General features: G+C 38.0%; 17 protein-coding genes and 2 tRNA genes. 15 read left to right on the plus strand and 4 right to left on the minus strand.

The window, feature by feature from the left end; genetic code table 11:
• Positions 1–32: 32 nt before the first annotated feature.
• On the minus strand, positions 33–1,232 hold the full coding sequence (locus tag FC46_RS04940; protein ID WP_057798458.1) for an MFS transporter: 1,200 nt from the start codon (positions 1,230–1,232) through the stop codon (positions 33–35).
• 95 nt (positions 1,233–1,327) lie between these two features.
• Positions 1,328–2,155 (minus strand): LysR family transcriptional regulator, encoded by an 828-nt coding sequence (locus FC46_RS04945; RefSeq protein WP_057798460.1) that lies wholly within the window; start codon positions 2,153–2,155, stop codon positions 1,328–1,330.
• A gap of 115 nt (positions 2,156–2,270) precedes the next feature.
• Here FC46_RS04945 and FC46_RS04950 point away from each other — a divergent pair, with 115 nt between their 5' ends.
• Both FC46_RS04950 and FC46_RS04955 read left to right on the plus strand, forming a co-directional pair.
• Positions 2,271–2,801, plus strand: a complete 531-nt coding sequence (locus FC46_RS04950; protein WP_057798462.1) for a dihydrofolate reductase family protein — start codon at positions 2,271–2,273, stop codon at positions 2,799–2,801.
• Positions 2,802–2,804: 3 nt separating this feature from the next.
• The gene (locus FC46_RS04955; RefSeq protein ID WP_057798463.1) at positions 2,805–3,254 is read left to right on the plus strand and encodes a GNAT family N-acetyltransferase; all 450 of its coding nucleotides are present in this window, start codon (positions 2,805–2,807) and stop codon (positions 3,252–3,254) included.
• Between the two features lie 30 nt (positions 3,255–3,284).
• Here FC46_RS04955 and cbpA read toward each other — a convergent pair whose 3' ends face one another.
• Both cbpA and FC46_RS04965 read right to left on the minus strand, forming a co-directional pair.
• Positions 3,285–3,989, minus strand: a complete 705-nt coding sequence (cbpA, locus tag FC46_RS04960) for a cyclic di-AMP binding protein CbpA (RefSeq protein WP_057798465.1) — start codon at positions 3,987–3,989, stop codon at positions 3,285–3,287.
• Positions 3,990–4,124: 135 nt separating this feature from the next.
• On the minus strand, positions 4,125–5,096 hold the full coding sequence (locus FC46_RS04965; RefSeq protein ID WP_057798467.1) for an L-lactate dehydrogenase: 972 nt from the start codon (positions 5,094–5,096) through the stop codon (positions 4,125–4,127).
• Between the two features lie 106 nt (positions 5,097–5,202).
• Between FC46_RS04965 and pth the strand changes: the two genes are divergently transcribed.
• The 13 genes from pth (at position 5,203) to FC46_RS05030 (ending at position 21,475) form a co-directional block, all read left to right on the plus strand.
• Positions 5,203–5,760, plus strand: a complete 558-nt coding sequence (pth, locus tag FC46_RS04970) for an aminoacyl-tRNA hydrolase (protein ID WP_057798469.1) — start codon at positions 5,203–5,205, stop codon at positions 5,758–5,760.
• Position 5,761: 1 nt separating this feature from the next.
• Positions 5,762–9,262 carry a transcription-repair coupling factor gene (gene mfd, locus FC46_RS04975; protein WP_057798471.1) on the plus strand — a complete coding sequence of 1,167 codons (3,501 nt, stop codon included), beginning with the start codon at positions 5,762–5,764 and terminating at the stop codon, positions 9,260–9,262.
• 15 nt (positions 9,263–9,277) lie between these two features.
• Complete coding sequence (locus FC46_RS04980) at positions 9,278–9,520, plus strand: RNA-binding S4 domain-containing protein (protein WP_057798473.1); 243 nt, start codon at positions 9,278–9,280, stop codon at positions 9,518–9,520.
• A gap of 81 nt (positions 9,521–9,601) precedes the next feature.
• Complete coding sequence (locus tag FC46_RS04985; protein ID WP_057798476.1) at positions 9,602–9,970, plus strand: FtsB family cell division protein; 369 nt, start codon at positions 9,602–9,604, stop codon at positions 9,968–9,970.
• Complete coding sequence (locus tag FC46_RS04990; protein ID WP_057798478.1) at positions 9,971–10,330, plus strand: S1 RNA-binding domain-containing protein; 360 nt, start codon at positions 9,971–9,973, stop codon at positions 10,328–10,330.
• A gap of 35 nt (positions 10,331–10,365) precedes the next feature.
• Positions 10,366–11,628: a tRNA lysidine(34) synthetase TilS gene (tilS, locus tag FC46_RS04995; protein WP_057798480.1), complete on the plus strand. Its 1,263-nt coding sequence runs from the start codon at positions 10,366–10,368 to the stop codon at positions 11,626–11,628.
• A gap of 84 nt (positions 11,629–11,712) precedes the next feature.
• Complete coding sequence (ftsH, locus tag FC46_RS05000; RefSeq protein WP_057798482.1) at positions 11,713–13,857, plus strand: ATP-dependent zinc metalloprotease FtsH; 2,145 nt, start codon at positions 11,713–11,715, stop codon at positions 13,855–13,857.
• A 55-nt stretch (positions 13,858–13,912) separates the two neighbouring features.
• Positions 13,913–14,800, plus strand: a complete 888-nt coding sequence (gene hslO / locus FC46_RS05005) for an Hsp33 family molecular chaperone HslO (protein WP_057798485.1) — start codon at positions 13,913–13,915, stop codon at positions 14,798–14,800.
• A 99-nt stretch (positions 14,801–14,899) separates the two neighbouring features.
• Complete coding sequence (gene dusB / locus FC46_RS05010; RefSeq protein WP_057798487.1) at positions 14,900–15,925, plus strand: tRNA dihydrouridine synthase DusB; 1,026 nt, start codon at positions 14,900–14,902, stop codon at positions 15,923–15,925.
• A gap of 14 nt (positions 15,926–15,939) precedes the next feature.
• Positions 15,940–17,481 (plus strand): lysine--tRNA ligase, encoded by a 1,542-nt coding sequence (gene lysS, locus FC46_RS05015; RefSeq protein ID WP_057798489.1) that lies wholly within the window; start codon positions 15,940–15,942, stop codon positions 17,479–17,481.
• Positions 17,482–18,619: 1,138 nt separating this feature from the next.
• Positions 18,620–18,691 (plus strand) — tRNA-Gly (locus FC46_RS05020).
• A gap of 41 nt (positions 18,692–18,732) precedes the next feature.
• Positions 18,733–18,806: transfer RNA gene (locus FC46_RS05025), tRNA-Pro, on the plus strand.
• A 194-nt stretch (positions 18,807–19,000) separates the two neighbouring features.
• A complete protein-coding gene (locus tag FC46_RS05030; RefSeq protein WP_057798491.1) occupies positions 19,001–21,475 on the plus strand; it encodes an ATP-dependent Clp protease ATP-binding subunit in 2,475 nt (824 codons plus the stop codon).
• The last annotated feature ends 80 nt before the right edge of the window (positions 21,476–21,555 follow it).

The raw sequence follows: 21,555 nt of genomic DNA on the forward strand, positions 1-21,555 counted from the left end.
GAAAAAAGGAGTTGTGAAAACTCCTTTTTTTTTTACTCTAATTCATCGGGTGTCCCTAAGGTTTTATATCCAATTAGTGCAATGAGCAAAAAGATAGCTGCAGCACCAGCAACACCGCTCCAACCGAAGATGCTCCAAGCGTTAATACCGATCATTGTTCCGATAGATCCACCAATGAAGTAAGAAAACATGAAGATGGAATTATTTCTACTATTTTCTTTTCGGCTAAGGGATTGAATAATTGCCTGATTGGTAACTTGGCTGAATTGGGTACTAAGATCTAAGATAATAATTCCAATCATGAGCATCCAAATATTTTTAATAAAAATACTAAAAATAATGAAAGAGATAGCACCTAATAGCCAGCTAATACGGATGTTGGTTTTGGGTGAGTATTTATCCACCATCTTTCCAATGAATGGTGCCGCAAAAATAGAAACTACCCCGAGCAATCCCATGCTTCCTGCAACTTCACTACCAAAGCCGTAGTATTTTTCAAGTAAGAATGAAAGTGTCCCCCAGAAGAGATTAGCAATCCCAAATAAGGCAAATGCATTAAGGGCTGAACCGCGTAAGTAGCGGTATTTTTTGAAAAGCTTAGGCAAAGATGAAATGATTTCTCCATAATTATTTGCTGCAGGCTTAATGCGAGGATCTTGAGGAATTAAATAGTGCATGAAGATAAGTAAGAGAATGTTTAAAACGGCAGCAACGCCATAAACTGCATGCCAGCCAAGGGATGCGGCGATAATCCCACTGAAAGTTCTAGCAAATAAAATTCCAGTTAGCATACCACTAATTAAACTTCCTAGTAGTGGACCTTGTTTATCAATAGGGGTTAAGTATGCTGCATAAGGAATGACAATCTGACCACCAATTGAAGTAAGACCGATGATGAAAGTGGCAATTCCAAATAAATAAACATTAGGTGAGATAAAGGCCAAAAGTAGCGCTAGTGATGATATTAATTCCATTATTTGTAATAAGTAATAGCGATTAAATAGATCACCAAGCGGCACTAAAAAAAGTAAACCTAGCGCATAACTTGCTTGTGCTAGCATCCCCAAAATCGAAGTGGTGCTGGCAGAAACTCCAAAGCTTTGCGTAATCATCGGTTCGATTGGTTGAATGTAGAACATATTCGCAACAATAATCCCGATGCTAGTGGCCATAAATATAATTTGTAGACCAGAAAGGTTAATATAAGAATTTTCTGTTTCTTTGATTTCCATATTATTTTCCCCCTCAATTCATTGATGTTTTCATCATAGAGGGAAAGTTTAAAAAGCTGAAGTGAAATTTTGAACAACGTGCGTATGCAAAAATGTCATAGCGAGGATAGCAGCAATTCTTGAATTGATTTTTCACGAGTGAAAAGTGCGATCTTTCTTGCTGGGAAATCAATTAGGCGACTGGCAGAAAAGCGGCTTTGGTTCTGCGTGATGTTTTGGATCATTTTCCAAGGCAGAATTGTTGCGTAAGTGGAATTTGCAACTAATTCAAGTAAAGTGTTAGTGTAGCCAACTTCTGTAAATTGTCGACCATTTAAAAGCTGACGAAGTTGCCGTCCAACGGGACAATATTCTGGCGCAATGAGCAGTTGGCGATTATCTAGATCTGTGATTGATAGTTCTTCGGGTGATTTTGGTTTACTAGTCAGCAAGCCGAAACTTTCTTTAGTCAATGTGGTTGATAAGAATTCACCAGTGATTTGATCAATAGAGTCTTCATTAACGATAATGCTATCAAGAATGCCATTGTTAAATGCGTCAATTAAGTCAACGCCCTTATCTGATATCTTGACTTGCCGCATGCTGTCTAAATTATCACGTAAGAATTCACTGTAATGGTAGGCGGCAATATTGTCTAGAATTCCCAATCTAATATCCGCCAGTGAAATTTCTGTTTGAGCTAAATCATTATAAGCGTCCATGATCTTGATAGCTTTTTGCTTAAAATCATATCCTGCGGGTGATAGCTGCACGCCTTGTGAAGTGCGAATGAAGAGAGAAATATGGAAGGCTTTTTCTAACTGGCGGATTTTCTTACTAACGGTTGATTGATCTAGATAGAGAAAATTGGCTGCTTGGCTGAAGTTGTTAAACTTACTGACGGTTAAAAATACTCGTAAGAGTTCGATGTTAAAGTTGTTCATGATTGATTTGCTTTCTATTTACTTGATATGAAAATGATAACACATGAAGTTGAATGTAAAATGAGTGAATAAGTTCATGATATACTATTGTGGTCGATTTTGATGAGGTATAAAAATGAGAAAAGTAATCTTATTCATTGCCATGAGTCTTGATGGCTATATTGCTGATGAAAATGGTGGCGTTGACTGGCTTCGTGGACAAGGTGACGATCAAGAAGTTCCAGATACATATCCAAGCTTTATCCAAAATATTGATACAGTCATGATGGGATGGAACACATATCATCAAGTGGCTACAGAATTATCACCTAATGAATGGGTATACAAAGACCTTCAATCGTATGTTTTCACACATCGGAATCAAAAAGATACTGAGAATATTAAGTTCTTGTCTGAAGATCCAATACAAGTAGTGAAAGATTTGAAAAATGAGCAAGGTAAAGATATTTGGATCTGTGGTGGTGCAAGTTTAGTTCAACAACTTGAACAAGAAAACTTAATTGATCAATATTACATCACTATCATTCCAACACTTCTAGGTCAAGGGACGCAGTTATTTGGTAAATTGCCGAAGCCGATTGATTTACGATTAATTAAAAGTCAAAATTACGACGGTATTACTGAATTGATTTATGAGCGTAGGTAACATATGAAGATTAGAAAATTTGAATTAGACGATCTTGATCAAGTAATGAAGATTTGGCTTGATGGCAATCTTGCTGCACATGATTTTGTTCCCAAAAAATATTGGTTAGATCACTTCGATGAAGTTCGTGAAGCATTGAAGAATGCCGATATTTTAGTGGCTGAAGAAGATGGTCAAGTTGCTGGCTTCGTAGGGATGCAAGGTGATTATCTTGCAGGGATCTTTGTAGATGAAAAATTCCAACATCGCGGAATTGGCAAACGTCTCTTAGATGAAGTTAAGCAGAGCCATGAGTCTTTTAGCTTGAATGTGTATGCCAAGAATACGCCAGCTTTGAATTTTTATAAAAAGCAGGGGCTGGAAAGTGTTAAACGACAGGTTGATGAATTTGGTAATGAAGATTGTTTGATGGCGTGGAAGAAAGAGAATAAAAAACGAATCACCAATAAGTGATTCGCTATAAAATTATTTAGTTAATTAAGTTTATTCGTGTGGATTGGTAATAAAGACACCTGGATTTTCATCGCTCATGATGTTCATCCCAGCCTGTAAGTCTTCAATTTCAGAAACGACGAAACCTTTCTTGTGAAGTTTTTCAACGATAGTCTTCATTGTTTCTTCTGAAACACCAGAAGGTAAAGTGAACAAGGTTCTACGAACAAAGTCACCACCAAGTTCACCAGCAGCGGCATCCAAAGTCATAACACTAGCCATATTAGTATATTTTGAGATGGTCTTAGACATTTTAACTAAGTTACCACGTGAATTATCAGATAAAACAGTTAAAACGTATGAACCATGCTTGATGTTCCAAGCGTCTGATAACATTCTAAGTAAACTTGCGTGAGTCAAAATTCCGTAGAATTTATTTTCTTCATCAAGAACAGAGATATATGGCAAGTCTTTAATGTTAAAGAAGACTTTAAAGAATGGTGAGTTCACCTTAATTGTCTTAGTAGCATTTTTAAGCAAGTAAGTAACTGGTAAACTCATATCGCCGCCTTGTGATTTATGACGATAAATGTGCATTTTATAAATGTTACCACGGAAAATTGTGCCGGTGTCGTCTAGAATAGGCACACATCTGAAACCTGAATCTTCAAGTATCTTTAAAGCTTCTTCAAGAGTGGCTTTTTCATTTACTGTTGTCAGGTAATCTTTTTTAAGAACAAGAGATTTAATGAGCATTCGATTGCCTCCATACATGAAAAATATCTAACTAATTATAGCATAGATATTTAACAAAATTAAAGGTTAATTAAAAGTGAGTAAAGAAAAAAAGCGAAGAATTTTCTTCGCTTTTTTCTAAATATGAATTGAAGATTATTGACGAACCTTAACGCCAGTTTCTTCGAAAGCCTTGTCCATAACCTTCTTCAATTGGTTAGCAGAAGCTTCCATCAATTCTTGTTCATGAGCAGTTAATGGTAATTCAATAACTTGTTCAAGACCCTTGCGGCCAACAACAGCTGGAGTACCGATGTGAAGACCACTTAAACCGTATTCACCATCCATTGGTACTGAAAGTGGAAGTACACGGTGTTCATCGTTCAAGATAGCCTTAGCGATCATTGCTGAAGCAGTACCGATACCGTAGAAGGTAGCACCCTTCTTGTTGATGATTTCGTAAGCCATGTTAGCAACTTCCTTGTGGATGTCTTCAAGCTTAGATTCATCCATACCGTGAGCCTTAACCCAGTCGCTAACCTTAACGCCACCAACATTGTTGTAGCTCCATACTGGGAATTCAGTATCACCGTGTTCACCAAGCATGTATGCATTAACTGAACGTGGGTCAACGTTTTCCAACTTACCGATAACCTTTTGAAGACGACCAGTATCAAGTGAAGTACCTGAACCGATAACACGATCCTTAGGGAAACCTGACATCTTCCAAGTTGCGTGAGTCAAAATGTCAACTGGGTTAGCAACTACTAAGAAGATACCTGCGAAACCTGATTCAACGATTGGTTCAACGATTGATGATAAGATCTTCAAGTTCTTGTTTACAAGGTCAAGACGAGTTTCGCCTGGCTTTTGTGGAGCACCAGCAGTAATAACTACCAAGTCTGCGTCCTTGCAGTCTGGGTAATCAGCTGCGTAAATGTTCTTTGGAGCAGTCCAAGGAGTAGCATCGGCTAAGTCGATTGCGTCACCTTCAACGTGTTCCTTAGCAATATCAATAATGCCTAATTCTTCAGCAATACCTTGTTGCACCATTGAGAATGCAAAGGTAGAACCTACGGCACCGTCACCAACTAAAATAACTTTACGAGGTCTTTCGTCTCTTGACATAAAATAAATCTCCTTTGTATTGTGATACACTTAACAAAGCCAATTGTACCACGAATTTACTTGATTGTGCTATTATAAATTAGATTGTTTTTTAGAGGAGTTAGAAATGAAGATTATTGCAGGTTTAGGAAATCCGGGTCAAAAGTACGATAAAACCAAGCACAATACAGGTTTTATGGCACTGGATAATTATCTTGAAAAAAATAATTTAAATTTTGATAAAGATAAATTTGAGGGTCATTGGACTAAGCAAAAAATTAATGGTGAAGACGTTATTTTGCTTGAACCTCAAACCTTCATGAATGAATCAGGTCGCAGTATTGCCCAAGTAGCCAATTTTTTTAAGGTGAAGCCTGAAGATATCCTTATTATTCAGGACGATATGGACATGCCAATTGGTAAAATTCGTATTCGTGCTAATGGTAAATCAGGTGGTCATAACGGCATTAAGAGTATTATTCGTGACCTAGGGACTGAGAAATTTAATCGTTTGAAGATAGGAATCCGTCATCCAGAAAAAACTAGTGTGGTTTCATGGGTGTTAACTCCATTTAATAGTGACCAACAAAAACTGATGGATGATGCTTTTGAAACAAGTGCTGACATCATTGATGACTTTGTTTCGGGAAAAGATGCACAGTACTTGATGAACAAGTATAACTAAAATGCGTTTAACAGATTTTTTAAGCAAAGATCAAGAATTAATCAACTTTATTGATAAAACTAAACAAGTAAAAAACTCACTAATCACTGGCGCTAATGCCGGTGCTTTTAGTCTACTTTTAAAAGAAATTGTAGATCAAATTAAGGCACCGTTGATTTTGGTAGAGGAAAATGAAAATAAAGCTCAAAATCTTTTTAATGAATTAAGCGGGATTTTTGAGCAAGAGCAAGTGCATTATTTTTCACTGGATAGTACGCTGGCAACGCAATCAGCAACTGCTTCTGCTGATGAATTAAGTAACAGAATTCAAAGTTTGAATTTTTTGTTAGAAAAAAAGGCAGGGATAGTCGTTACAACTCCGCAAGGCTTGCAGTATCAGCTATCACCAGTTGAAGCATTTGCAGCTTATAAAAAAGAATTTACGCGCGATCAAGAATATGACTTAGGTGAATTAAATAAGTGGCTGGTTAAAGCAGGCTATCATAAAGAAGCCTTAGTTGCGCGAGCAGGTGAGTTTGCCATTCGCGGGGATATTTTGGACATTTATCCACTTGATAAGGAAAATCCGGTAAGAATTGAATTTTTTGGCGATGAAATTGATACGATCAAAGAATTTGATTTATCAAGCCAGCGCAGTACCCACGAAATTGATCAACTATCCATTGGACCAGCACAAGACCGCGTTTTTTCAGATGAAGCGATTATTGAAGCCGCTGAAAAAATTAAGGAAGAAATGGACCAAAGTCCTGCAGACAAAGAAGCAGTGAAGGATCACTTTACCCAAGTTCTTGATGAGCTTAATGCGGGAGGTTTGCCACAGAATTACGCCTTTTTAGTAGATTATTTGTTGCCAAACCCTAGTAGCTTAGTTAATTATCTTCCTAAGAACGGCTTACTATTTTTGGATGATTTTCCATTAATTAAGCAATCTGTCGAAGCTATTGACAAGCAAAACGCGGCTTTTATTGATGATGAAATCAAGATTGGTGGAATGCTGGCTAGTCAAAAGATGCGACTTGACTTTACCAAAGTCCTTTCAAAAGATCAGCACCATCGAATATACTTTTCACTGTTCCCAAGAAGTATGGGGCGAGTTCGATTGGGGCAAAGCTTGGATTGGAAGACTCGTGAGCCAGAGCAATTTTTCAGTCAAATGCCTTTGATTAAGAGTGAAATTGAAAGCTACATCAAGACTGGACAAAGTGTCATTTTGCAAGCAGATAGTGAAAAGCGTGCTGAGCAGATTAATCAGACAATGACCGAATTTGGTTTAGAGGTACCAATCACTGAGTCTGATGATTTAATGCCTGGTAAGTGTCAGATTATCTCTGCGGGCTTTAGTAGCGGTTTTGTTTTGCCAAGTGTCAACGTGGTTTATTTAACTGAGCGCGAACTTTTTAATAAGCGTCCTCAGAGAAAGCGCCGCGTTAAGACTTTGGAAAATGCGCAACGGTTGCGTAATTACACTGAATTAAAGCCGGGAGATTATGTTGTTCACGTAAACCACGGTATTGGCCGCTTTGAAGGAATTAAGACCCTTGAAAATAATGGCGTTAAGCGTGACTACATCACTATTACTTATCAAAAAGGTGACCAGCTTTTTGTACCAGCAGATCAATTAAGTTTAGTTCAAAAATATGTGGGTTCAGAAGGTAAAACGCCACATATTAACAAATTAGGTGGCAGCGAGTGGGCTAAGACTAAGCGTAAGGTTCAATCAAAGGTTGAAGATATCGCTGATGATTTAATTCAACTTTATGCCAAGCGTGAATCAGAAAAAGGCTTTGCCTTTTCTCCAGATGATGAATTGCAGCGTAAGTTCGATGATGCCTTTCCATATGTTGAAACGCCGGACCAACTCAGAACAATTAATGAAATTAAGCGTGATATGGAAAAGCCTAAGCCAATGGACCGCTTGGTAGTTGGAGATGTTGGCTTTGGTAAAACTGAAGTAGCATTAAGAGCGGCTTTTAAAGCAATTCAAGATAATAAACAAGTTGCCTTTTTAGTACCAACCACGATTTTGGCACAGCAACACTACGAAACAATTCTAGATCGCTTTAAAGATTTTCCAGTAAACGTCGCAATGCTGTCGCGTTTCCAAACTCAAGCAGAAGCTAAAGAAATTGTTCAAGGCTTAGAAGATGGCAAGATTGATTTAGTTGTCGGAACGCACCGGATTTTGTCAAAAGATGTTAAGTTCAAAGATCTTGGCTTGTTAATCATTGATGAAGAGCAGCGATTTGGGGTAAAACATAAAGAACGGCTTAAAGAGTTGAAGGCTAATATTGATGTCTTAACACTAACAGCTACGCCAATTCCGCGGACCTTGCACATGTCAATGGTTGGTGTGCGGGATTTGTCAGTAATGGAAACGCCGCCGCAAAACCGTTATCCAATTCAGACTTATGTTATGGAGCAAACGCCTAGCGTAATTAGGGATGCATGCTTGCGTGAAATGCAGCGTGATGGGCAGGTCTTTTATTTACATAATCGTATTGGCGATATCGATGAAGTGGTGAGAAGATTAGAAAAGCTGATGCCAAATGCTAGAATTGCTAGTGCGCACGGGCGAATGGGTCAGAACCAGCTTGAATATATTTTGTATCGCTTCTTGAACCAGGAATTCGATATTTTGGTTACGACAACAATTATTGAAACGGGTATTAATATGCCGAATGTTAATACCATGATTATTGAAGATGCAGACCACTACGGGTTAAGTCAGCTCTATCAACTGCGTGGTCGAATCGGTCGTAGTGCTCGACTTGCTTATGCCTACTTCTTGTATAAGCAAGATAAGGTCTTAACTGAAGTTGGTGAAAAGCGGCTGGATGCTATTCGCGACTTTACAGAACTAGGATCAGGCTTTAAGATTGCCATGCGTGATTTATCAATTCGCGGCGCTGGTAACATGTTAGGTGCTCAGCAGCACGGCTTCATTGATAGTGTTGGATATGACTTGTACTCACAAATGCTGAGTGACGCCATTCAAGAGCGTAAGGGCAAGAAGAAAGTTAAGAAGTCTAACGCTGAAATTGATTTAGGGCTTGAAGCATATATTCCAGAAAGCTATATTGCTGATCAAGAAGAAAAAATTGAGTTCTACAAACGAATTAAGTCTGTAAATAATCAAGATCAACTTGATAAGATTGAAGATGAATTGATTGATCGTTTTGGCGATTATCCTGAAGCAGTTGAAAACTTGCTAGCAGTGGCTGGCTTGAAGATAAATGCTGATTATGCTCAAGTTCTTAATGTGATTAAGGACAAGAAGAAGCCACAAATTAAAGTTGAATTTAATTTAGCTGCTTCTAGAGAGTTAGAAGGACCGAATATTTTCAAAGCGCTAGAGCATGTTAATTTGAAAGCAAGAATTAATTTGAATCCAGAGAGACGTTTGGTAGTGTTATTACAGCTACCTGACAAAATGAATAATCGAATGATGTTTAATGAGCTGACGACTTTTTTAGAAACAGCCAGTGACATTATTCAGAGATAATTACGAGGTTAAAAAATGAGAATCGATAAATTTTTGAAAGTCTCACGTTTAGTTAAAAGAAGAACTGTTGCCAAGGAAATGGCTGATCAAGGCCGAATCAAGGTTAATGATCGCGTTGTTAAATCTAGCTACGATGTTAAATTAGGTGATGTGATTGAAGTGGGTTACGGTACTAAGCAAATTAAAGCTAAAGTAACTGATATTCGTGACACTACTAAAAAAGCAGAAGCAAGTGATCTATACGAAATTATTGATTAATAAGGTTAAAAGCTGTTATAATTAAGGATAATAATTTATACATTTTCACAGAGTTTTTTTGCGTAATAAGGGATCAAATAAATGAACGGACCAAGAATTTACAACTCAGAGAGTCCACAAGCACGTGAGGCTAGACTTAGAAAGAAACAAGCACTTAGAATTAAATTAATTCACCGTAGACGCCGGAACACAATTATGGCTTTTTTTGCCATTATTTTTGTGATTTTAGGAATTCAAATGGCGATCAAGGTTGCTCAAGTGCACAGATTGAATGATCAAGTTGGAGCTTCTAAGCAGAATTTAGTTAAAGTTGAAGCTAGAGAAAAGAAATTGACAGTTCAACGTGATAATTTGGAAGACCCTGATTACGTAGCAAAATTTATTAGAAATAAGTTTATGTATTCAAAATCCAACGAAAAGATTTACAACCTTCCAAATGGAGGAAAATAGATGAAATATCAAGTTGGTGACCGTGTAAATGGTGTAATCAACAATATTACTGATTTAGGGATCTTTCTTACTTTGCCGGGACGTCATTCTGGATTAATCCACCACAACGATTTTGGTAATAATTGGCTAAGAGAACGTCAATATCGCCGAGTTGGGGATGAATTAAGAGTGGTGGTTGTTCATAACAACAAGGGGAAGATAGGTTTATCATTAATGAGAGTGAATGATCCAATGCTAGTAGATCACCACAATCAATTTTCAAAGACCAAACCTGAGCAATTTGATGAAGTGCTGAATAAAACTTCTCAAGATGCTAAAAAAGAAATTGCCCGTTTAAAAGACGTGTTAAGTGAAAACTAACGAATGACCCGCAAGGGTCATTTTTTTTAGGAAAAATGAAATTAGAAGAATTTTTTAAAGATCATGAAATTCCATTAACTGGAAAAACACTGGTCGTTGCAGCAAGTGGTGGTCCAGATTCAATGGCTTTAATCGACCTGCTTTGTAAATTAAGAGAAAAATATCAATTTAAAGTAGTTGCAGCTCATTATGACCATCAATTACGGGCAGATTCTGATAATGAAAAAGATGTTTTGAGTTATTATTGTCAAGCTAAAAAGGTGCAGCTGATTAACGGAACTTGGGACAAAAAAGATCATCCAAAAACTGGCCTTGAAGCTGCAGCAAGAGCGTTCCGCTATCGTTTTTTGATTAAAAGTGTTCATGAAGTTCAAGGCGATTATTTACTTACAGCTCATCATGGCGATGATTTGTTAGAAAACATCTTGTTAAAATTGATCCGCTCTGGTAATCCTGAAGAGATGAATGGTTTGCAAGCAGTTGGCAAGATGTATGGTGTGACACTTCTTCGGCCACTATTAGCTTATTCAAAGCAAGAATTGCTCAATTATAACGTAAAAAATCAGATTAAGTTTGTTGAAGATGAAACTAATTTTGAAGATGAAACAATGCGTAATCGCTTGCGCCATCACGTTATTCCACTGCTTAAACAAGAAAATGAGCACCTGCTTGATAACGGTTTGCGGTTTAGCCAAGCTATGGCAACTCTTTCAGATTTAAGTAAACAAAAAGTGGAAGAAATAGGACCAGCAGAGCACTTTCTTGGTCAATTTTATCGCTTGCCTGTAGAAAAAATGCACTCATTCACAGAAAAAGAGCAAAATTATTATTGGCAGAATTTTATTTGGCAAAAATATGGTGTTCGCAGCGGGGATGAACTGAGCGGTTTTACTTTGAAGAAATATCAAAATTATTTTTATTTGTGGTCCAACCAAGTCAAGAGTGTGGCTAGTTTTGAAAAAATTAAGCTAGATCAAGAATTTGAGTTTCAGAATCGAAAATTTGTGTTAACTACTAATAAAAAAGCTTTGCCACTTTATGGTGATTTTTGGTCAAGTGAGACAGAATTTTTTGCTGGAAATTTACCAAGTGGCAGTCGCTTAATTATTAAAAATGGTCAACATGTAAAGAGCAAAAAAATGTTTGCACAAGCTGCTATTCCAGGCTTCTTGCGCTCCTTTTGTTTAACGATTTTTGATCAAAAGCAAAGGCCAATTTTTGTTGAAAAAACTTACCAAAATCAAACTTATGATCATTTTGCCAAACACTACTATCTTTATGATTTAAAAAAACAATAAGAACACACAAAATATTAGAGCCTCAGGCGTATTTGTGTTACACTTTAAATCGTATATATTTTAGAAACTTTGCGGAGGTTTTTTATGAAGAATAACCGGAATCGGCTGTTATCGAATGGCCTTTTCTATATAGTTGTTTTCCTTCTGCTTTTATGGGGAATCAACTGGGCTCTAGGCGGTTCTAACAATTCAGGTAGCAGTGAAAATATCAGCTATTCACAATTTGTTAAGGATTTACGTCAAGGCAAAGTTAAAAACTTTAGCGTTCAACCTGCAAATGGTGTCTACACTGTTTCAGGTACATATAAGCAAGCACAAAAGACTAAGAACCAATCAAACGGCAGTTTTGATTTCTTCAATGGTAGCTCTAGTCGCGAAGTATCACGTTTCTCAACTACAATGCTTCAAAATGACTCTACCGTTTCTAATGTGCAAGACTTAGCTCAAAAGTCTAATGCTAAAATGACTACCCAAGGCGAATCACAATCTGGAAGTTGGATTTCCACAATTGTGATGCTTGTGCCAACTATTTTGTTCATCGTAATGTTATATATGATGATGAACCAAAGTGGTGCAGGACGTGGCCAAGGCGGGATTATGAACTTTGGACGCTCCCAAGTTAAACCAGAAGATCCATCAAAGAATAGAGTACGTTTCTCTGATGTAGCCGGTGAAGAAGAAGAAAAACAAGAATTAGTTGAAGTTGTTGAATTCTTGAAGAACCCTTCAAAATACACTAAGTTGGGTGCCAAGATCCCATCTGGTGTTCTTCTTGAGGGTCCTCCAGGTACTGGTAAGACCTTACTTGCTCGTGCCGTAGCTGGTGAAGCTAACGTTCCATTTTACTCAATTTCAGGTTCTGACTTTGTTGAAATGTTCGTTGGTGTTGGTGCCAGTCGTGTACGTGACTTGTTCAATAATGCTAAGAAGAATGCACCAAGTATCATTTTCATCGATGAAATTGATGCCATTGGTCGTCGTCGTGGTAACGGCATGGGCGGCGGTAACGATGAACGTGAACAGACTTTGAACCAATTATTGGTTGAAATGGATGGTTTCGAAGGTGACGAAGGCGTTATCGTTATTGCAGCTACTAACCGTTCAGATGTGTTGGACCCAGCTTTGCTTCGTCCAGGTCGTTTCGACCGTAAGGTATTAGTGGGTCGCCCAGATGTCCGCGGTCGTGAAGCTATCTTGAAGGTTCATGCACGTAACAAGCCACTTGCTGATGATGTTGACTTGAAAGAAGTTGCTCGTCAAACACCAGGTTTTGTAGGTGCGGATTTAGCTAACGTTTTGAATGAAGCTGCTTTAGTTGCTGCTCGTAGAAACGGAACTGAGATTACTGCATCAGATATTGATGAAGCTGAAGATAGAGTAATTGCAGGTCCTGCTAAGAAGGATCGTCTAATTTCTGAAAAAGAAAGAAGACGTGTTGCCTTCCATGAAGCTGGTCACTCAATCTGTGGATTAGTCTTAAGTGATTCAAGAACTGTTCGTAAGGTTACTATCGTGCCACGTGGTCGTGCTGGTGGTTACAACATTATGCTTCCAAAGGACGATCAATTCATTTTGACCAAGAAACAATTATTCGAACAAATTGTTGGTTTGATGGGTGGTCGTGCCGGTGAAGAAGCAACTCTTGGCGACAGATCAACTGGTGCTTCTAACGACTTTGAACAAGCAACTCAAATTGCTCACAGCATGGTAGTTAACTATGGTATGACCGATGAATTGGGTATGGTTGAACTTGAAAAAGAAGGTGAAGCTAACCCATACGGCGTTAAGCCATACAGTGAAGCAACTGCTGCTAAGATTGATGAAGCTGTTAAGAAGATCTTAGATGAAGCTCATGCTAAGGCAGTAGAGATTGTTAAGGAATACAAGGAAAAGCATCAAATCATTGCTGAAGCTTTGCTTAAGTACGAAACTTTGAACGAAAAGCAAATCCTGAGCTTGTACAAGACTGGTAAGATGCCAGAAAAAGATGATGACGAGTATCCTAGCGAATCAAAGGCTTCAACTTATGAAGAAGCAAAGGCTGCTGCAGAAAAAAGAGAAGTCTTAAAGGCTGAAGAAAAAGATAATGAAGAAGCAAATAAAAAAACTGATTCTTTAGAAACTCCTTCAGAAGACAGTCTTGAAGATAAATCAACTGAAGCAAAGCAAACTGATTCAGATCAAGCTCCTTCAAATAATGAAGAAAATCAAGATCATCAAGATCAATAATCAATGAAAAATAGGGCCGGTTCGGCTCTATTTTTTTAGGGGGAATACTTAATACATGAGCGATTATTTAATTAAAGCAATTGATAAAACAAAGAACTTACGACTTTTGACAATTACTGCTAAAGATTTAGTAGCAGAAGCTCAAAAGTGCCACGATACTTGGTCAGCTTCGTCTGCAGTATTGGGTAGAACAATGGTAGCCAGCTTATTACTAGCCGGTGCAGAATTAACTGATAAAGAAGAATTAACTGTGCGTCTTTTGGGTAATGGTCCAGTTGGTGCAACAGTTGTAACTGCTAAAGCGGACTTAACTGTTAAAGGCTACGTTCAAAATCCACATATCGCCTTGCCACCACGAGAAGATGGGCATATTGATGTGAAAAAAGCGGTGGGTCAAGGCTGGCTTGAAGTAACTAAAGACTTGGGACTTAAGCAACCTTATACTGGTGAAGTACCAATTGTTTCTGGTGAAATTGCAGAATACTTTGCTTACTACTTGACTAAATCTGAACAAATTCCATCAGCTGTTGGTTTGTCAGTTTTCGTTAACCCAAATAACACGATTGGAGCTTCTGGTGGTTTCATGCTTCAAGCCTTACCTGGTGCAAGCGATGCTTTGATTGATCAAACGATTAAGCGCATCAATGCTTTGCCAGCACTATCTAGCTCATTTCTTGACGGGATGACTCCAGAAGATTTGGCAAGAAAGATCTTAGGTACTGATTGCAAGATTCTAGAAAAAGATGACGTTGCCTTCAAATGTGACTGTTCTAAAGAAAAATACGCTGATATTTTAGCAACTTTGAAAAATAGCCAATTAAAAGATATGATTGAGCAAGATCATGGTGCTGAACTTACTTGCAACTTCTGCGGTAATAAATACAACTATAGTGAAGACGAATTGAAAGATATTTTGGCTCAAAAAGAAGCTGATAACGCTTAATTAAGTCCAAAATTAAAGAATTTGCTTTTCTGAAGCCCCTATGGTTTTCCATACAGGGCTTTTTTGTTACAATATTGGAGTATTTGAAAGGATGATTTGGTGGATAATAGCTGGAAGATCCGTGATATTGTCATCCCTAATAGGGTAGTTGTGGCTCCAATGGCTGGAGTTTCTAATTCTGCATTCCGTGTTGTCTGTAAAGAATTCGGCGCCGGTCTTGTAGTTTGTGAGATGATTTCAGATCACGGAATTATTTATCGAAATAAAAAGACACTGCGCATGATGGAAGTTGATCCGCGTGAACACCCAGTGTCAATCCAAATTTTTGGTGGAACTGAAGAGACTTTACTTCAGGCGGCTCAATATGTCGATCAAAATACTGATGCTGACATTATAGATATTAATATGGGTTGCCCGGTTCCTAAGGTTACTAAAACTGATGCTGGTTCCAAATGGCTTCTTGATTCAAATAAGATTTATCAAATGGTCCATGCAGTCGTGCAAAATGTGTCTAAGCCAGTTACTGTGAAAATGAGAATTGGTTGGGACCAAAAGCATAATTTTTCAGTTGAAAATGCTCTAGCTGCACAAGAAGCAGGGGCATCAATGATTGCTATGCATGGTAGAACTCGTAAGCAAATGTATCAAGGTCATGCAGATTGGGAAACTTTACACGATGTAGCTCAAGTTCTTGATGTTCCTTTTGTAGCAAATGGTGATATTACTACGCCAGAACTTGCTCAAAAAGCATTGGATGAAATTGGCTGTACAGCTGTAATGGTTGGACGTGCTGCTCTTGGGAATCCATGGATTTTGAAAGATATGGTCCACTATCTTGAAACAGGCGAAAAATTAAAACCACAAACTGTTCGTGAAAAGATTGAGACCGCTGAACATCAACTCGATGGTCTGGTAGAATTAAAGGGTGAGAAAATCGCCGTACCAGAATTTCGTCAACAAGCTGCATACTATTTAAAGGGAATTCCCCGCTCAGCTCGTACTCGTGCTAAAATAAATGAAGTCTGGACACGTCAAGAAGTATACGATTTGCTCGATAATTTTGTCGATGACTACGAAAAAAGGCAAGCTGAACGCAGCGCAAGACGTGTAATTGTGAACGAATAATGGAGGAATTTAAATTGGCAAAGAATGAAATGAACGATCAATTAATCGCTCGTCGTCAAAAGATGGACGAATTGCGTGAAGATGGTATTGAACCATTTGGCGTAAGAAAATACGATCGCCAAGATTTAGCTCGTACTTTAGAAGAAAAGTATCGGGGTGAAGATAAAGACGAATTAAACGATGACATGCCTAAGACCAAAATTGCAGGTCGTATGCTTGCAAAGCGTGGTAAGGGTAAGGTAGGTTTTGCAGACCTTTACGACCGTACTGGTAAGATTCAAATTTATGTACGTAAGGACATCGTTGGTGAAGATAACTACAAGATTTTCAAGAAGTCAGATATTGGTGACTTCCTTGGAATCGAAGGCGAAGTTATGAAGACTGACACTGGTGAGTTGACTATCCGCGCTCAACACGTTACTTTCTTATCTAAGGCACTTCGTCCATTGCCAGATAAGTATCACGGTTTGAAGGATGTTGAACAAATTTACCGTCAACGTTACCTTGATTTGATTACAAATCACGATAGCTACATGCGTTTTGTTCACCGTACTCAAATTATTCAAGCTATCCGTAACTACTTGAACGAACGTGACTTCTTGGAAGTTGAAACTCCAGTCCTTCACAACATTCCTGGTGGTGCTGAAGCTCGCCCATTCATTACTCACCACAACGCTTTGGATATTAACCTTTACATGAGAATTGCGTTGGAATTACCACTTAAGCGTCTTATCGTTGGTGGTATGGAAAGAGTATATGAAATTGGTCGTGTATTTAGAAACGAAGGTTTAGATACTCGCCATAATCCAGAATTTACTGAACTTGAAACTTATGCAGCATACTGGGACTTCCACGATGTAATGGACGAAGCAGAAGGCATTATTCGTGCTGCTGCTAAGGTTGTTACTGACGATGGTAAGGTTAACTACCAAGGCACTGAAATCGACTTAGGCAAGCCATTTAGACGTGTTCACATGGTTGACTTGATCAAGGAAAAGACTGGTGTTGACTTCTGGAAGCCAATGACAATCGAAGAAGCAAGAAAAGTTGCTGACGAACACGGTGTTCACTACGAAGAATACTGGAAGGTTGGTCACATCATTAACGCCTTCTTTGAAGAATTTGGTGAAGGCTCAATCGTTGACCCAACCTTTGTTTACGGTCACCCAGTAGAAGTTTCACCACTTGCTAAGAAGAACGCTGACGATCCTAGATTTACTGACCGTTTCGAAATCTTCATTATGGGTGCTGAATACGGTAATGCCTTTAGTGAATTGAACGATCCAGATGATCAACGTGGACGTTTTGAAGCACAAATGGCTGAACGTGAAGCTGGTAACGATGAAGCTGATATGATTGATGAAGATTACCTTCGTGCAATGGAATTCGGTATGCCGCCTACAGGTGGTTTGGGAATTGGTATTGACCGTTTGGTAATGCTTTTGACTGATGCACCAGCTATTCGTGATGTTCTTTTGTTCCCAACAATGCGTCCTGAAAGAGACGAAGTTGTTGAAGCTGAAGTTAAGGCTGATATGGAAAAGAAGAATAAGTAATTTGATGATAATGACTCTCACTTTGAAATAGAGTGGGAGTTTTTTGATGCGAAAATTTATTTCGATTTTTTTCAAAAAGCATATTGAAAACCAACAATATATATTATTGACACATTAGTATATTTCTTGTTTAATTCTAATAAAAAATAGCAGATTTATTTTATGCTCTTCACAGAGTTAGTGTAAACTTTCATTATTCTAGGCAACATCCAACACATATACATGATGTGTTGGGTGTTGATAAATTATGGCAATATGGTGGCTTAGCCGGAATTGCAAATGATATTGGTTATTTATCTCAGCATGCACATGCTTTAAATCCTATTGAAGTGAATATTTATTTCTAAAAGTAATCTTATGAATAAGAAAAAATTGACCTTTTTAATTGGTATTGTAGGTACAGTTACAGTCTTAGTATGTTTTGTTGGATTTAAGATGTTAAACAATAACGTACACACAATTATAAAAATTTAAACTATTTCTAAAGATTCAGATGATACAAAAAAAGTAATTCAAATAACCTTTCTACGTATGATGTTCTATCAAATGGCAAACTTAGAGAAGCTTCATCATTTAGCACTAATAAATCAGCAGAAAAAGTTACTGTTGATCCAACAATTTTTGATGATTATATAAAGGATCGTCAAGTACATCTAAGAATTATCAAAAGACCTAAGTTAGTTAATCAATATAATCAAAAAATTACTGATCCCAATTACTGGAAGCTAATTGAATCAATTGTAAAAAATGTTCATTCAGGTTTATATAGACTAACCCTATTTAAAATTGATAGTAAGCATTACTATGCATTCTTTGAGATTAATCAAGGAATTATTGATGGAGGTACGCTATATAGTTACAATCCGAAAGATGATAAATTAATAAAATTAATTGACATAGATCGTAAGATTGTTGTAAATGTTGGAAAATATTAATTTAAATATCTTTATGGTAAAAAACTGTTAGTAATCTACCAATAAGGATAGATCATCAACAGCAAAAATTATAGAGCCGTAATTTGAGGATAATTACTCTCACTTCGAAATGAAGTGGGAGTTTTTCGATGTAAAAAATTTTCGATTTTTTTCAAAAAAACTATTGCAATGTAAAATGTGTTTGCTATAATAATAACTGTTCTGCGGAAGTAGTTCAGTGGTAGAACACGACCTTGCCATGGTCGGGGTCGCGGGTTCGAATCCCGTCTTCCGCTCTAAAGAATGAAAGCTCACGACCGTGAGCTTTTTTTGTACTCGGGAAGTGGCTCAGCTTGGTAGAGCGCTACGTTCGGGACGTAGAGGTCGCGCGTTCGAATCGCGTCTTCCCGATATGTATTTGATGAAGAAGCATCTGAATAAGAGGTGCTTCTTTTTTTGATAAGTAGTCCTTATTAAAAATAAGTAAACTTCTGTCATAAATACATTGTCTTTGTTATAATGATACAAATGCTTAAAGCTTTTCAGTTTACAAGCAGTTTGCAATTGATTAGAATATTTAAGCTATTTAAAAAGGTGGTGTCTGTATGGAAATTTCTTATAGCAATAGTGCCAACCAGGTTTTGGAGATTGCCCGTGAACAGGCGCGCAATTTCCATCACCGCCTCATTGGTACAGAACATGTTTTATTAGCACTAGTAATTGAATCAGATGGGGATGCAGGGAAGATCTTGCGTTCCTGGAATCTGACACCAACTTCCGTTCGTGAGGAGATCGAGCGCTATACCGGTTATGGTTCAGCTGCCGATACTGATTACATGGAGATGTCTCCTCGCTTAAATTTGGTGCTTGATTATGCAAAGAGAGCGGCAGAACAAGGTGGCTATCATGAAATTCAAACTAACCATATTCTTTTGGGATTAGTGGCTAGCCAACAAGTTCTGTCAGCTATGATTTTGAAAAATCAAAATGTTGATCTTGAACGTTTAAGACAAGATGTTGAAGACAGCTTGAACCAATACCAAAACTTCGGTGATTCAGAAACTTGGTTGAATAATACACCAGATGGTAGTAACAAGAAGACCAAAGTATCAACTACTCCTACGTTAGATGATGTTGCAATTAACTTGAATCAGCGCGTAATTGATGGAGAAATTGATCCGGTTATTGGACGTGACCGTGAAATTGCTCGTGTAATTCAAATTTTGTCACGTCGAACTAAGAACAATCCAATTTTAATTGGTGAACCAGGTGTCGGTAAGACAGCAGTAGCCGAAGCAATTGCAACTGAAATTGTGAAGAAGAAGGCTCCGGCCGATCTTCTTGATAAGCGTGTTATGGCTTTGAATATTGCTAATTTGGTTGCTGGTACTAAGTACCGCGGCGAATTTGAAGACAGAATGAAAAAGGTCCTCAAGGAAATCGCTAAAGATGGTAAGGTCATTCTTTTTATTGATGAAATGCACACTTTGATCGGTGCCGGTGGTGCTGAAGGAGCAATCGATGCATCTAATATCTTGAAGCCTTCCTTAGCTCGTGGTGATATCCAAGTGATCGGTGCAACTACTTTTGATGAATATCAAAAATACATCGAAAAAGATCAAGCTTTAGCTCGTCGTTTTCAACAAGTGCGCTTGAATGAACCATCAAAGGAAGATGCTTTAGCAATTTTGAATGGTTTAAAGCCAAAATACGAAAAGTTCCACCATGTTAAAATTGATGATTCAAGCTTAGAAGAAGCGATCAACTTGTCAACTCGCTACATTCCAGATCGCTATTTGCCAGATAAGGCAATCGATTTGATCGATGAAGCAGCGGCAGCAGTTAAAATTAAGAATAATGCTGGCTCAGACAAGCGCATTCTTGAACTTGATGAACAAGTGAAGAAAATTATTACGCAAAAAAATGCGGCTGCCGCAAATCAAAACTTTGTCGAAGCAGCTAAATTACAAGATCGTCAAAATGCTTTGAACGAGCAACGTGAGCAAATTTCTAACAGTTTAACTGATGGTTCAAGAAAATCAGCTGTTGTTGAACCGGAAGATATTGCTAAGGTCGTCTCAAGTTGGACTGGCGTTCCAGTAACTCAAATGAAGACTAACGAAACTCGCCGTTTAGCTCGCCTTGAAGCAATCTTACACGAGCGTGTAATCGGTCAAGATAAAGCTATTTCAGCAGTTGCGCGTTCTATTCGTCGCAGCAGAAGTGGAATCAAGGACGAACGCCGTCCAATTGGTTCATTCTTATTCTTAGGACCAACTGGTGTTGGTAAAACTGAACTTGCTAAATCTGTTGCTGCAGCAATGTTTGGCTTAGAAGACAACATGATTCGAATCGACATGTCTGAATACATGGATCAAATTGCTTCAAGTAAGTTAATTGGTTCAGCTCCAGGCTATGTGGGTTATGAAGAAGGTGGTCAACTTTCAGAACAAGTTCGCCGTCACCCATACTCAGTAGTTTTACTCGATGAAGTAGAAAAGGCCCATCCAGATGTCTTTAACTTGCTGCTTCAAGTACTTGATGAAGGTTTCTTAACTGATTCTAAGGGACGCAAGGTTGACTTTAGAAATACAATCATTATCATGACTTCTAACTTGGGTTCACGCAGTTTGTTTGAAGATAAGTCTGTTGGCTTTAATGCTGGTAATGAAGATGCTAATAAGGTTCGTGCTGATAGAATCAAGCAAGCCTTGAAGCAATTCTTCCGTCCAGAATTTTTGAACAGAATTGATGAGACCATTGTCTTTGATGAATTAGATCAAAAGCAACTTCGTCAGATAGTTTCACTTTTGACTAATAAACTCGCGGTTCGCTTAAACGAAAAGGGAATTGAATTAAAAGTCTCTCGTGCAGCTCTTGATAAGCTTGCTAAAGACGGCTTTGATCCAGAAAATGGTGCTCGCCCACTTAGACGTGCGATTCAAAATGAGCTTGAAGATGAAATTGCAACAATGCTGATTAATGGCGATCTTAAGAACGGGGATGTTTTGAAGATCGGTGCTAACCGTGGCAAGTTGAAATTCGATATCGATAAAAAACAAGAAAAAGTTAACGCATAAGGCGTTTGCTATTGACAAACACTTTTAAAAATAGTATATTAGTTGCTGATTTAAAAGGCTGAATTTCAGGATTTTGCTGA

Origin of the sequence: Lactobacillus kalixensis DSM 16043 (assembly GCF_001434335.1) — a bacterium.
Taxonomy (GTDB): Bacteria; Bacillota; Bacilli; order Lactobacillales; family Lactobacillaceae; genus Lactobacillus; species Lactobacillus kalixensis.